This window comes from Herbidospora yilanensis, assembly GCF_001570565.1.
GTDB classification, from domain to species: domain Bacteria; phylum Actinomycetota; class Actinomycetes; order Streptosporangiales; family Streptosporangiaceae; genus Herbidospora; species Herbidospora yilanensis.
This window is the reverse complement of record NZ_BBXE01000026.1, coordinates 21,641-34,794: the sequence shown is the minus strand read 5'-3', so window position 1 is coordinate 34,794 and position 13,154 is coordinate 21,641. Positions and strand designations below refer to the sequence as shown.

The 13,154-nt window shown below is 70.6% G+C and carries 13 protein-coding genes; 12 read left to right on the top strand and 1 reads right to left on the bottom strand.

Translation table 11 applies throughout. The features are described 5' to 3' along the window. Positions 1–22: 22 nt before the first annotated feature. The 6 genes from AW273_RS20565 (at position 23) to AW273_RS37330 (ending at position 5,649) form a co-directional block, all read left to right on the top strand. Entirely contained in the window at positions 23–1,105 is a 1,083-nt protein-coding gene (locus tag AW273_RS20565) for a saccharopine dehydrogenase family protein (RefSeq protein WP_062350189.1), read from the top strand. Positions 1,106–1,263: 158 nt separating this feature from the next. Next, positions 1,264–1,575, top strand: coding sequence for a hypothetical protein (locus AW273_RS37980; RefSeq protein ID WP_062350187.1), 312 nt, complete (start codon positions 1,264–1,266; stop codon positions 1,573–1,575). Positions 1,576–1,598: 23 nt separating this feature from the next. Further along, complete coding sequence (locus tag AW273_RS36415; protein WP_198168261.1) at positions 1,599–2,564, top strand: alkaline phosphatase family protein; 966 nt, start codon at positions 1,599–1,601, stop codon at positions 2,562–2,564. A 60-nt stretch (positions 2,565–2,624) separates the two neighbouring features. Then, positions 2,625–3,923 carry an RNA polymerase sigma factor gene (locus AW273_RS20550; protein ID WP_062350183.1) on the top strand — a complete coding sequence of 433 codons (1,299 nt, stop codon included), beginning with the start codon at positions 2,625–2,627 and terminating at the stop codon, positions 3,921–3,923. Next, a complete protein-coding gene (locus tag AW273_RS20545; protein WP_062350182.1) occupies positions 3,895–4,542 on the top strand; it encodes a hypothetical protein in 648 nt (215 codons plus the stop codon). The genes AW273_RS20550 and AW273_RS20545 overlap by 29 nt, the downstream gene beginning before the upstream one ends. A 57-nt stretch (positions 4,543–4,599) precedes the next feature. Continuing rightward, on the top strand, positions 4,600–5,649 hold the full coding sequence (locus AW273_RS37330) for a C40 family peptidase (RefSeq protein WP_198168260.1): 1,050 nt from the start codon (positions 4,600–4,602) through the stop codon (positions 5,647–5,649). Between the two features lies 1 nt (position 5,650). Here the strand turns inward: AW273_RS37330 and AW273_RS20535 are convergent, their stop codons facing one another. Then, positions 5,651–6,130: an inorganic diphosphatase gene (locus tag AW273_RS20535; RefSeq protein WP_030452941.1), complete on the bottom strand. Its 480-nt coding sequence runs from the start codon at positions 6,128–6,130 to the stop codon at positions 5,651–5,653. Positions 6,131–6,213: 83 nt separating this feature from the next. Here AW273_RS20535 and dacB point away from each other — a divergent pair, with 83 nt between their 5' ends. From dacB to folE, 6 genes are all read left to right on the top strand, one after another. Then, positions 6,214–7,596: a D-alanyl-D-alanine carboxypeptidase/D-alanyl-D-alanine endopeptidase gene (gene dacB, locus AW273_RS20530; RefSeq protein WP_063910047.1), complete on the top strand. Its 1,383-nt coding sequence runs from the start codon at positions 6,214–6,216 to the stop codon at positions 7,594–7,596. Between the two features lie 23 nt (positions 7,597–7,619). Continuing rightward, positions 7,620–8,696 carry a zinc-dependent metalloprotease gene (locus AW273_RS20525; RefSeq protein ID WP_198168258.1) on the top strand — a complete coding sequence of 359 codons (1,077 nt, stop codon included), beginning with the start codon at positions 7,620–7,622 and terminating at the stop codon, positions 8,694–8,696. Then, entirely contained in the window at positions 8,693–9,670 is a 978-nt protein-coding gene (gene tilS, locus AW273_RS20520) for a tRNA lysidine(34) synthetase TilS (RefSeq protein WP_062350593.1), read from the top strand. The genes AW273_RS20525 and tilS overlap by 4 nt, the downstream gene beginning before the upstream one ends. Before the next feature lie 11 nt (positions 9,671–9,681). Further along, on the top strand, positions 9,682–10,239 hold the full coding sequence (hpt, locus tag AW273_RS20515; protein ID WP_083949901.1) for a hypoxanthine phosphoribosyltransferase: 558 nt from the start codon (positions 9,682–9,684) through the stop codon (positions 10,237–10,239). Between the two features lie 260 nt (positions 10,240–10,499). After that, positions 10,500–12,506: an ATP-dependent zinc metalloprotease FtsH gene (ftsH, locus tag AW273_RS20510; RefSeq protein WP_062350177.1), complete on the top strand. Its 2,007-nt coding sequence runs from the start codon at positions 10,500–10,502 to the stop codon at positions 12,504–12,506. Next, on the top strand, positions 12,503–13,096 hold the full coding sequence (folE, locus tag AW273_RS20505) for a GTP cyclohydrolase I FolE (protein WP_062350175.1): 594 nt from the start codon (positions 12,503–12,505) through the stop codon (positions 13,094–13,096). Before ftsH ends, folE begins: the two co-directional genes overlap by 4 nt. Positions 13,097–13,154 lie beyond the last annotated feature (58 nt).

Below are 13,154 nucleotides of genomic sequence, written 5' to 3'. Positions count from 1 at the left end.
CCGCTGAGGTTACGGTAATGGCATGACCACCCCCCGTATCGTCCTGTTCGGCGCCACCGGCTACACCGGGCGGCTCACGGCCAAGGCGCTGGTCGCGCTGGGCGCGGAGCCTCTCCTGGCCGGGCGGGACCCCGTCCGGCTGGCCGACCTGGCCGCCTCGCTGCCGGGCGCGCCGCCCACGGCGGTGGCCGACGCGACCCGGCCGCGTTCGGTGGCCCGCCTGCTCGAACCCGGCGACGTACTGGTCTCCACCGTGGGACCGTTCCTGCGGTGGGGCGACGCGGCGGTCAGGGCGGCCATCGAGGCGGGCGCGGTCTACCTCGACTCGACCGGCGAACCGCCCTTCGTCAAGCGCGTCTTCCAGCGCCACGGCCCCGAGGCGGCCGCGGCGGGCGCGACCCTGATCCCCGCCTTCGGCTACGACTACGTCCCCGGCAACCTCGCCGCCGCCCTGGCTCTGCGCAAGGCAGGCACCGACGCGGTCAGGGTCGACGTGGGCTACTTCCTGCGCGGCAACGTGGCCAAGAGGGCCAGCGCCGGAACCCGCGCCTCCGCGCTGAGCATGATCCTCGAACCCATGTACGGCTTCCGCGACGGCCGCATCGTCCGGGAGACGGGCCGGACCCGGGCCTTCGCCTTCGGCGCGAGGAGACGTCACGGCATCGCCATGGGCGCCAGCGAACACTTCGCCCTGCCGCGCACCCACCCCCGGCTGCGCGAGGTCAACGTCTACCTGGGCTGGCTCGGCGGCCTGACCCGCGCGGCGGGCGTCTTCGCGAGGGCCACCCCCCTGCTGAGGGCGCTGCCCGGCTCCCGGAGGCTCATGGAGGCCATGGCCGAGCGGGCGGCCCGATCGGCGAACCAGGAGGCCCACCCGATCGCGTCCCAGACCATCGCCGAGGCCTACGCCCACGACGGCACCCTGCTCGCCACCGTCCGTCTCAACGGCGGCGACCCCTACGACCTCACCGCCAAGCTGCTCGCCTGGGGCGCGACGACCGCCCTGGTCGGCGGGGTGGGCGGCATCGGCGCGCTCGGCCCGGCCGAGGCGTTCGGCCTCGACGCCCTGGCCGACGGCTGCGCGTCCGTCGGACTGACCCCGTGAATCACCAAGAAACCGCGCGTCGCGGAGGTATCACTCAGCGTTCGTGATATTCCCCCGAATAAGGCTCGATCTTTCTTCCGGGGGCGATTGCCATGAAGAACCTCAAAGTACGGCCTACACCGCGATTCGGGCGTGGCACCGCCTCCACGAAGGACCTCATGACCTCCTGGGCCCTCGTCGAGGCGGCGGTGGCGCGGCGCGACGCTCCTTACACCTCGGTCGTCTGGACCGCCCGGCTCGGCTACCTCTCGCTCCCGCTGCTGTTCCTGGGCGGCGTGGGCGTCTTCCTCGCGCTGGGCGCGCTGGTCATGGGCGTGCGGGCGCTACGGGAGATCGCCGACGACCACCCCCGGTCGATCAACCGGGGCGTCGTCGAGACCGCCATGGTCTGCGCCGGGGTGACCCTCGCGCTCGGCGCCTCGGCCGCCGCGGCGGCGGGCCTGGCGATCGTGGCCGGCGGGCTGGCGTGAGACCTCGCCCATGGGCGGGGGCGGTGTCTTACAGGCGGATTCGCCGCGCGTGCCACGGCCGTTCTTCGGCCGTCCGCGTTGCGCTGGCCCTCGCCATCGTGGTGGCGCTCGGCTGCGGGCCGGTCAGCCACGTCGAACCGCCCCCGCCGAAGCCGGTGCCGAAGGTCCTGGTGATCGGCGTGGACGGGGTGCGCACCGACCGCGTGCTCACCACCGAGGCGACCTATCTGCGCGCCCTCATGAGCGAGGGACTCTACGCCACCGGGGAACTCGATCTGGCCCCCGGCGTGAAATCGCTGAGCGGTCCGGCGTGGTCGACCATTCTCACCGGCGTCAATCCGGAAAAGCATGGCGTACGCGACAACACCTTTGTCGGACGCCAATACACGAGATATCCCGATTTCCTGACCCGGCTGGAAAGGGTGCGCCCCGACCTCGACACCCTGGCCGTCACCCTGTGGCGGACCTTCTTCGACACCGGGCTGCTCCACCAGGTCGACTGGCACGCCACCCTGCGCCCCGGCGTCGACTACGCCGAGCACCTCAAGGACGAGATGATCATCCGGCGGATGACCGACCTGATCGCCCGCCACCAGGTCGACGTCGTCTTCCTGCACCTGGTCAACCCCGACAAGGTGGCCCACCGGCACGGGCCTCTCGGCCCCGAGTACGTCACCGCGCTCGACACCATGGACTTCGGCGTCGGCCGCCTCGTCGACGCCGTCAGGCGGCGGCCGACGTACCCGAACGAGAAGTGGTCGGTCATCGTGGTGACCGACCACGGGCACCGCGACGAGGGCGGCCACGGCGGTCTCTCGCCGGAGGAACTGCAGATCTTCCTGCTCGCCGCCGGCCCCGGAATCCGGCACGAACGCCGCCACGAGGCCGAACTCGTCGACGTCGCGCCGACCGTTTTCGCCCAATTGGGGATGCGAATTCCGGACGACTTCGAAGGTGTTCCGCTCGGCGGAGAAATGCCGGGAAAATAGCGGCCGAGAATGCGACGGAAAGCCTGAACTCCAAGTTACGGATCCATTACCTTCGGTGACATGACCGATCGCGATCTGGTTCAGGCCCTGCGCGCCCGCGATCCGGGTGCTCTCGCGGCTCTCTACGACGCCCACGCCGAAGGCGTCTACCGCTTCTGCTGGTTCCTGCTCGGCCCCGAGGGCGCCCAGGTGGCGTTACGCGACACGATGATCGCCGCCGAGGCCCACGTCGAGGCCCTGCGCGACCCCGACCGCCTCTACGTCTGGCTGCTCGCGCTGGCCCGCGCCGAGTGCCGGCGCAGGTGGCAGGCCGGGGCGCCGGTCGAGCCCGAGGAGGCCCCCGACGCCGCCGCCTGGCACGCCGTCCACGGCCTGCCGCCGGCCGACCGGGAGATCCTCGAACTGTCCCTGCGCCACGGCCTGGCCGCCGCCGACCTCGGCACGGTGCTCGGCCTGAGCACCCGCCATGCCGAGGCCCTGCGCGAGTCGGCCTCGCTCCGGCTGCAAGACGCGATCACCGCCGAGGTGCTGGCCCGCCGCGACCCCGGCGACTGCCCGGCCCGTTCGGTCCTGGTCGCCGACGCCGAGGGCGGCGACCCCGACGAACGCCGCGCCCGCGTGGTGAACCACATCTTCACGTGCGAGACCTGCCGCCCCCACCGGGCCCGCCAGGTCTCGGCCGGCAAGGTCTTCGCCCTGCTGCCCCTCCCGGTCATGCCCGACACGGTCCGCGTACGGGTGATGAGCTGCTTCATCGACCCCGAGCTGCTGCCCTACCGCCGCTACGTCGCCCGCCGGGCCGGGCCGCTCGACCCCGACGGCTTCCCCGGCACGCGGCACCGGCGCGGGCGCCACGTGGCCGTGGGCGCGCTGGCGGCCGTGGCCGCCGCCGCCGTGGTGGTCGTGCTGGTCATGCAGGTCACCGGTTACCCGATGGAGAAGCGCGGTGGGGTGGCCGCGCCGAGCGCCCGGCTCTACACCCCCGCCGCGACCGTCAGCGACTACCCGCCGAAGGTCCCGCCCAAGGTGCCGCCGCCGGTCCGCACGCTCGACCCGGTCAGGGAGTCGTCGGAGAGCGCGGTGGCGCGTCCCCGCCCGACCGTGCTCGGCGTCCACTACCCGAGGCCCGAACGCGTCGGCCTGCCGCGTCCGCGCCCCACGAAGACCGCCCAGGGCGAGCCCCCGCACAGCCGCCCGCCGGGCCCCCGCCCGTCACCGACCCCGGTCGCCACCGTCACCCCGGCGGCCGAACCGGTCGACGTCGAACTGGCCGCCAACCCCCAGACGGACGACGGCGACCACGAGCACGAGCACGTGAAGGGCGAACACCATGGCCGCCGACGGCTTTGCCGTTCGTGATCGCCGGGTCTACCCGGACCTGCCGCCCGCGCCGCTGGCCGAGCTCGTGGCCAAGGCCCACGAGGCGGCCTGGCCGGTCTGGCTCGACCCGGGGCCCCGGATGATCCGCGACGTCCTCGACCTCAGCCGCCTCCAGGCCGCCAGGGCCCTGGCCATCCTGACCTGGCTGGCCGAGGCCCACACCCCCGACGACGTCACCTGGCTGCTGTCCTCCCGCCGCCTCACCGGCCCCCGCCAAGACCGCATGTACGGCGAGGCCGCCCGCCTCCCCGACCCCGTCCTCAACCTGGTCGTCGCCAACTGGACGTGGGTGCAGAGCACCCCCCACGGCGGCAGGGTCACCGCCCCCTACCTGGCCGGCACCGCCTATCCCGACGACGGCTACGCCGCCGCCCACGCCGCCATCACCCTGGCGCAGATCCACGAACGCCACCCCGAGGCCCGGCCGGCCCTGTCGGTCGCGTGGGCGGCCTGCCGGACCGCCGCCGACTGGTGCAAGGCGGCCGAGCTGAGGGCCACCCACGGTGGCGACGCCCCGGTGTTCGCCTATCCGCGCGGCCCCGAGCCGGTGACCACGGGCATGCGCCCCTGGATCGCGCGGTTGCTGAGACTCATGTGAACTCCTTTGCCAATGAGGCTGGTGTTCCTTGAGTGACCTGCGGGAATGGGCCTGCCCATGTCGAATCGCAGGTCAAGGGCGCTGCCCGCGACGCTCGTGGTCGCCGGGCTGCTGGCCGGGGCGCCGGGCGAGGCCGCCGCGACGCCGGGTCCCCGCGACACGATCACCGCGCAGGTCCGGGAGCTCGCCCGCAACCAGGTGAAGCTGGCGCGGGCCAAGGAGCGCCGCCGCGAGCTCGTCCGAGACGCCGAACGCCTCATCGAGGCCTACAACGGCGAGCTCGTCAAGGTCCGGCGGGCCCAGGCCGAGCACGCCGAGGTGACCGCCGACCTGCTGGCCGCCGAGCGGACCGTCGAGGCGGCCAGGAGCCGGGCCGCCGCCCTGGCGGCCGACGCCTACGGCGTCGACCTGGCGAATCCGATGATGGCCCTGCCGGGCGCCCCCGACGCGTTGATGCGCCGGGCCAGCCTGGTCACCCAGATCGGCGACGAGCGCGCGGCCGTCATCGACCGCCTCGACGACAGCCGCGAGGTGCTCCGGATCCTGCAGAACGAGGCCGCCGACATGCTCGACGAGGCCCATCGGGCCGCGGCGGAGGCCGAGCGTCTCAAGACGGCCGCGGAGGAGACCGTGAAGACGCAACTGGCCGAGACCAGGGAACTGCGCAGGGAGCAGCGCGAGATCGAGGAGCGGCTCGACCTGGCCACGTTCCGGGTCGGGGCCGGCCCGGCGGCTCCCGGCTGGGCGCTCACCGCCGGGGGCGCCGGTGGGGAGGCGGCCCGCTGGGCGCTGGCCCAGCTCGGCAAGCCCTATGTGTGGGCGGCCGACGGCCCGGAGAGCTTCGACTGCTCAGGGCTGACCATGCGGGCCTGGGAACGGGCGGGGGTGCCGCTCGACCACTGGACCGGCACGCAGTGGACCGCCGGGCCGCATGTCGAATCCGCCGACCTGCGCCCCGGCGACCTGGTCTTCTTCGGCGACCCGATCCACCACGTCGGCCTGTTCATCGGACGCGGCCTGATGGTCCACGCCCCCCAGACGGGAGACGTGGTCCGCATCGCGTCGATGTGGCGGCCCGACTACGTCGGCGCCACGAGACCGGGTTGATTCAGTGCTTGGCGCGCTTGTAGGAGCGCTCGATCTCGGCCTCGGCCTCGGTCCGGCCGACCCAGTTGGCGCCCTCGACCGACTTGCCGGGTTCGAGGTCCTTGTAGACCTCGAAGAAGTGCTGGATCTCCAGCCGGTCGAACTCCGGGACATGGTGGATGTCGCGGATGTGTTCTTGGCGGGGGTCACGTGAGGGGACGCAGAGGACCTTGTCGTCGCCGCCCTTCTCGTCGGTCATGCGGAACATGCCGACGGCGCGACAGCGGATGAGACACCCGGGGAAGGTCGGTTCCTGGAGGAGGACGAGGGCGTCGAGGGGGTCGCCGTCCTCGCCGAGGGTGTTCTCGATGAAGCCGTAGTCGGCAGGGTACTGAGTGGACGTGAAGAGCATCCGGTCGAGTCGGATCCGGCCGGTCTCATGATCCACCTCATATTTGTTGCGTTGCCCTTTGGGTATCTCAACGACAACGTCGAACTCCACTGCCATTTCCTCCGCTCAAGCCATCCGAGTGGTCCCGGAGTGGCGTTAGTGTCTCGTAGGCGTAACTAGGGAGAGGTCACGTGGTGCGACGCGAGCGTTGGGTGGTTGTCGCCACCCTCGCGCTGCTACAGATGTTCGTCATCGCCGCGGGCGTCTACCTCGTGGTCAACGGCGGCGAGCGGGTTCCGATACAGGCCGCGGCCCCCAAACCGGCCCCCACACCGATCGTCACGGCACCGCCTGTTCTGGTCGCCGCGCTCGACGGCCCTCTCCCGGCTAAGAGTACTTTGACCACCCTCCTCCGTGACGCCATGGGTGACCCGGGAATAGGCGGCAAGGTCGCAGGTACCGTCATCGACACCGAAACCGGGCAAACGCTGTTCGATGAGGGCTCGACCACCGCGCTGACCCCGGCGTCCACCACCAAAGTGGTCACCGGCGCCGCGGCGCTGGCCTCGATCGGCGCCGATGTGACGTTCGCCACGACGGTCGTCCAGACCGCCCCCGGCAAGATCGTTCTGGTCGGCGGCGGCGATCCGACCCTGGCCGGCCCCAAGGCCGACCCGCGCGACCACTATCCGCGCGCGGCCAGCCTCCAGACGCTGGCCTCCCGCACCGCCAAGGCGCTCAAGGCCGCCGGAGTGAAGTCGATCGTCCTGTCCTACGACGCCTCGCTCTTCCAGGGCCCGGTGACCGCCCCGGGCTGGAAGCCGACCTACGTGCCCGAAGGCAGCGCCTCCCCGGTGACCGCCCTGGCCATCGACGAGGGCCGCCTGGTGCCCCGCAACGACGCCCCCCGCTCGGCGAACCCGCCGGCCGACGCGTCCAGGGCGTTCGGCGACCTGCTGGCCAAATACGGCATCAAGGTCGGCAAGACGATCAAGCCCGTCAAGACCTCGCAGCCCGGCCAGGAACTGGCCCGGGTCGAGTCGGCCCCGGTCTACGCCCTGGTCGAGCGCATGCTCACCGAGAGCGACAACGACCTGGCCGAGGCGCTGGGCCGCCACGTGGCCATCGCCGAGAAGCAGCCCCACACCTACGCCGGCCAGGCCAAGGCCTACCAAGCCGTGCTGACCCGCCTCGGCATCACCCAGGGCGTCGAGGTCCACGACGGCAGCGGCCTGTCGACCGCCAACAAGATCACCCCGGCGGCGCTGGCGAAACTCGTCGCGCTGGGCGCCTCCCCGCAGCACCCCCAGCTCCACTCGCTGATCAGCGGAATGCCGGTCGCGGGCTTCACCGGCACCCTCCACGGCCGCTACGGCGAGGCCGACTCGAAGGCCGCCGCCGGATTGGTCCGGGCGAAGACGGGCACTCTCGACGGAGTGAACACACTGACGGGCCTGGTCCACACCGCCGACGGAAGGCTGCTGAGCTTCGCGTTCATGGCCAACGGCGTCACCGACCCGGGCAAGACCGTCAAGGCGCTCGACCGGCTGGCGACGCTGGTCTCGCGCGCCGCCTGAACCGACGACATACGGTGGTGAACATGCAGGTGATCGACTGGGATCTCGCCGTCGCTACCGGAGTCAGGCTCGTCCGCCCGGGGCCACAGGTGAGCCGTGAAGAGGCCAGGCAGGCCGTCAGCGAGCTTCGGCGCCTGTCGCGCGAGGCCGAGGTCCACGTCAAGGAGTTCACCGGGATCGACTCGGCGCCTCCCGAGGAGGCCACCGTCGTCGACCGCCCCGGCTGGATCCGGGCCAACGTCGAGGGGTTCAAGGTCGTCCTCGAACCGCTGTCGGAGAAGGTCGGCAACGTGCCGCCCATCATCGGCGCCGTCGGCTCCCGCATCACCGGCGTCGAGGTCGGCGCCGTCCTGTCGTTCCTGGCGAGCCGGGTCCTCGGGCAGTACGAACTGTTCCTGCCGCCCGACCCCGAGGGCAACGCCCCGACCGGGCGCCTCACCCTGGTGGCACCCAACATCGTCAACACCGAGCGCGAGCTGCGCGTCGACCCCCGCGACTTCCGCCTCTGGGTCTGCCTCCACGAGGAGACCCACCGGGTGCAGTTCACCGGCGTCCCGTGGCTGCGCGAATACCTCCAGGCCCAGATGAAGGAGTTCCTCACGATCTCCGACATGGACCTGTCGGCCCTCCTCGGCCGCATGCGCGACATCACCGACGCGGTCGCCGACGCCTTCCGCGGCGGCGAGGGCAACCTGATCGAGGCCATCCAAACCCCCGAGCAGAAGGCCGTGCTCGACCGGGTGACCGCCGTGATGACCCTGGTCGAGGGCCACGGCGACTATGTGATGGACGCCGTCGGCCCCAGCGTGGTGCCCTCGGTGGCCGAGATCCGGGCCAAGTTCCAGCATCGCCGCGCGGGCGGCTCCCGCGTCGACCAGGTGATCCGCCGCCTGCTCGGCGTCGACCTGAAGATGAAGCAGTACGCCGAGGGCTCCACCTTCGTGACCACCGTGGTGCAAGAGGCCGGAATGGATGGCTTCAACCGGGTCTGGACCTCCCCCGAGACCCTGCCCACCCGCCAGGAGATCTCCGATCCCCACGCGTGGATGCGCCGGGTCCTCGCCACCAACGCGCTGGAGCCCGATCACAAGACCGCCTGATGGGTCCTCATCCGGCGGTCGCCGACGTCCGCCGCGCGATCCGCGAATCGCTCTCCGATCTCGACAAGGGCAGTCTGGTGCTCGCCGCCTGCAGCGGCGGCGCCGACTCCCTGGCCCTGGCCGCCTGCCTCGGCTTCGTCGCGCCGCGACTCGGCCTCCGCGCCGGGCTGGTCACCGTCGACCACGACCTGCAGCCCGGTTCCCGGTCGAGAGCCGATGATCTTGTACGGCTTTCGCCCAGCCTTGGCCTCGACGTCGCCGAGGCGGTGACGGTCGAGGTCGGCACCCTCGGAGGCCCCGAGGCGGCGGCCCGGATCGCCCGCTACGCCGCCCTCGACGAGGTGTCGGCCCGCCTCGGGGCCGTCGTCCTGCTGGGCCACACTCGCGACGACCAGGCCGAGACCGTGCTGCTGCGGCTGGCCCGGGGCAGCGGTTCGCGCTCCCTGTCGGGCATGGCCGAGGTCACGGGCGTCTACCGGCGGCCACTGCTGGGCGTGAGCCGTGCGAGAACCGAAGAGGCCTGCGCGGCGCTCGGCCTGGTCCCCTGGCACGACCCCCACAACGACGACCCGCGGTTCACCCGGGTCAAGGTACGGCAAACGTTGTTGCCCCTCCTGGAGTCCGATCTCGGCCCCGGCATCGCCGACGCGCTCGCCCGCACCGCCCGGTTGTGCCGCGACGACGCCGACGCCCTCGACGACTGGGCCGACCGCGTCTACGCCGAGGCCAGAGACCTGGGCACCGGCCTGTCCACCGCCCTCCTCGCCGACCTCCCCGCGGCGGTGCGCCGCCGGGTGATCCACCGGGCCGCCGTGGCCGCCGGGTCGCCGCCCTCCGCGCTCGCGGCCGTGCACATCGAGGAGGCCGAGCGGCTGATCACCCGCTGGACGGGGCAGAAGGGGGTGGACCTACCCGGAGGGGTGGGTGTGGTTCGCCGATATGGCAGGCTGATGTTCACCAGCTCCCTCTCGTAAGGAATTCGCAGGTGGACGCAGCCGACATGGGCAGAGACCTGTCCAGGGTCCTCATCTCCGAGGAAGAGCTCCAGGCCAAGATCAGGGAACTCGCCGGGAAGATCGACGCCGACTACGCGGGCCACGAACTGCTCATCGTCGGGGTGTTGAAGGGCGCCGTCATGGTGATGGCCGACCTCGCCCGCGCGCTCCACGTGCCCGTCCAGATGGACTGGATGGCGGTGTCGTCCTACGGCGCCGGCACCAAGTCGTCGGGCGTGGTGCGGGTGCTGAAAGACCTCGACACCGACATCGCAGGGCGCCACGTGCTGGTCGTCGAGGACATCATCGACTCGGGCCTGACCCTGTCGTGGCTGCTCAACAACCTCCAGTCGCGCAACCCGGCCTCGGTCGAGATCTGCACCCTCCTCCGCAAGCCCGACGCGGTGAAGGTCCCCCTCGACGTCAAATATGTGGGATTCGACATCCCCAACGAGTTCGTCATCGGCTTCGGGCTCGACTACGCCGAGCGCTATCGAAACCTCCCATTCATCGGCACTCTGGCGCCACATGTCTATGGCGGCGAATAAGCCCTGAGCGAAGTGGCCCCTCCGGAGGCTTGATATTTGCTCTCCGCGAAGGGAACACGCCTGTCCCTGACGTACGTTGGATGAGCAATGCCCGAGCCTGCCGGGCGGTGACCCTCACCGGCGGCTCGGTGTACCTTCTGATAACCCGGGGGCGGCCCTGGGTAGTCAGAAGGAGCGGCAAAGGGTGCCGCGACCCCCTTTACCCAAAGGGGGCCAGGCCTTGGTCAGGAAGGGACGGGCCCGCCGGGGTTCCGCATCGGATGGATCTCAAGCGATTTACACGTGGGCCACTGCTGTGGATCCTGGGCATCGTCGTGCTTCTGCTCCTCGTCACGACGTTGATGAACACCGGCGGCAATTACACCACCGCCGACACCTCCACTGTTCTCCAGCAGATCAACAGCGGCAATGTGGTCAGCGCCAAGGTGACCGACAGAGACCAGGTCGCCGCGGTGACCCTGGCCAAGCCCATCCAGGTGGGCGGCAAGTCGACCGACCGCATCCAGGCCTCCTGGGTGACCGGTCAGGGCGTCCAGATCACCGAGGCGCTCGCGAAGGCGAACCCGAAGAACGGGTGGACGGTCGAGGTTCCCAAGGAGAACTTCTTCGTCACCCTGCTCATGAGTTTCCTGCCGATCATTCTGATCGTGCTCTTCTTCTTGTTCTTCCTGAACCAGATGCAGGGCGGCGGCTCCCGGGTGATGAACTTCGGCAAGTCGAAGGCGAAGCTCATCACCAAGGACACCCCGAAGACCACGTTCGCCGACGTGGCCGGCGCCGACGAGGCCATCGAGGAACTCCAGGAGATCAAGGAGTTCTTGCAGGCACCGGCGAAGTTCCAGGCCATCGGGGCCAAGATCCCCAAGGGCGTCCTGCTCTACGGCCCGCCCGGAACCGGTAAGACCCTGCTCGCCAGGGCCGTCGCCGGCGAGGCCGGGGTGCCGTTCTACTCGATCTCCGGCTCCGACTTCGTCGAGATGTTCGTGGGTGTCGGCGCGAGCCGCGTCCGCGACCTGTTCGAGCAGGCCAAGGCCAACGCCCCCGCCATCATCTTCATCGACGAGATCGACGCCGTCGGCCGTCACCGCGGCGCGGGCCTCGGCGGTGGTCACGACGAGCGCGAGCAGACCCTGAACCAGCTCCTCGTCGAGATGGACGGCTTCGACGTCAAGGGCGGCGTGATCCTCATCGCCGCGACCAACCGGCCCGACATCCTCGACCCCGCGCTGCTGCGTCCCGGCCGGTTCGACCGGCAGGTCACCGTCGACCGTCCCGACCTTGAGGGCCGCAAGGGCATCCTCAAGGTCCACGGCCGGGGCAAGCCGTTCGCCGAGGGCGTCGACCTCGACGTCATCGCCCGCCGGACCCCTGGCTTCACCGGCGCCGACCTGGCCAACGTGATCAACGAGGCGGCCCTGCTGACCGCCCGCCAGGACAAGAAGCTCATCACGATGGAGATCCTCGAAGAGTCGATCGACCGCGTGATGGCCGGCCCCGAGCGCAAGTCGCGGGTCATGTCCGACCAGGAGAAGAAGATCATCGCGTACCACGAGGGCGGCCACGCCCTGGTGGCCCACGCGCTGCCCAACTCCGACCCGGTCCACAAGATCACGATCCTGTCGCGCGGCCGCGCCCTCGGTTACACGATGACGCTGCCGATGGAAGACAAGTTCCTGGCCACCCGCTCGGAGATGAACGACCAGCTCGCGATGCTGCTGGGCGGCCGCACGGCCGAGGAGCTCGTCTTCCACGAGCCCACGACCGGCGCCTCCAACGACATCGAGAAGGCGACCTCCATCGCCCGCCGCATGGTCACCGAATACGGCATGAGCGAGAAGCTCGGCGCCCGCAAGTTCGGTTCCGGCAACGGCGAGGTCTTCCTCGGCCGCGAGATGGGCCACGAGCGCGACTACTCCGAGCAGATCGCGTCGTCGATCGACGACGAGGTCCGCCGCCTGATCGAGTCGGCCCACGACGCGGCCTGGGAGATCCTGGTCGAATACCGTGACGTGCTCGACAACCTGGTCCTGGAGCTGATGGAGAAGGAGACCCTGTCCCGCGAGCAGGTGCTGGAGATCTTCAGCCCGATCGTGGTCAGGGAGAAGCGCCCGTCCTACGCCGGCTACGGCAAGCGGCTGCCCTCCGACCGTCCTCCGGTCATCACGCCCAAGGAGGTGGCCGCGGCCAACGGCCACGCCGCCCCCGCCATCGCCTCCGGCAACGGCGCCGCTGTCGCGCAGCCCGCCCCCCAAAAGGACGAGGCATAAAAAAAGTGGTTGGCAAGCCTCTCCAGGTCGACAACGCCCGGATCGAAGCGGCCGTACGCGAGATTCTGATCGCGATCGGCGAAGATCCGGGCCGTGAGGGCCTGGTCGAGACCCCGGCGCGTGTCGCCCGAGCCTACGCGGAGCAGTTCGCGGGGCTCGGGCAGCGGCCCGAAGACGTGCTCACCACGGTGTTCGACGCCGACCACGACGAGATGGTCCTGGTGCGCGACATCGAGATCTACTCCACGTGCGAACACCACCTGGTCCCTTTCCACGGGGTGGCCCACATCGGCTACATCCCCAACGACAAGGGCCAGGTGACGGGCCTGTCCAAGCTGGCCCGGCTGGCCGACCTCTACGCCCGCAGGCCCCAGGTCCAGGAGCGGCTCACCTCCCAGGTCGCCGACGCCCTCATGGAGGTGCTGAAGCCCCGGGGCGCGATCGTGGTCATCGAGGCCGAGCACATGTGCATGACCATGCGCGGCGTCCGCAAACCGGGCGCGAAGACCATCACCTCGGCGGTCCGCGGCATCTTCCGCGAAGACGACAAGACCCGCGCCGAGGCGATGTCCCTGATCATCGGCCGCTAGTTTTCGATCGTTATCCACAGGTGCCCCCCGGGCGGCGGATCGTGCTGCCGGAACGCCT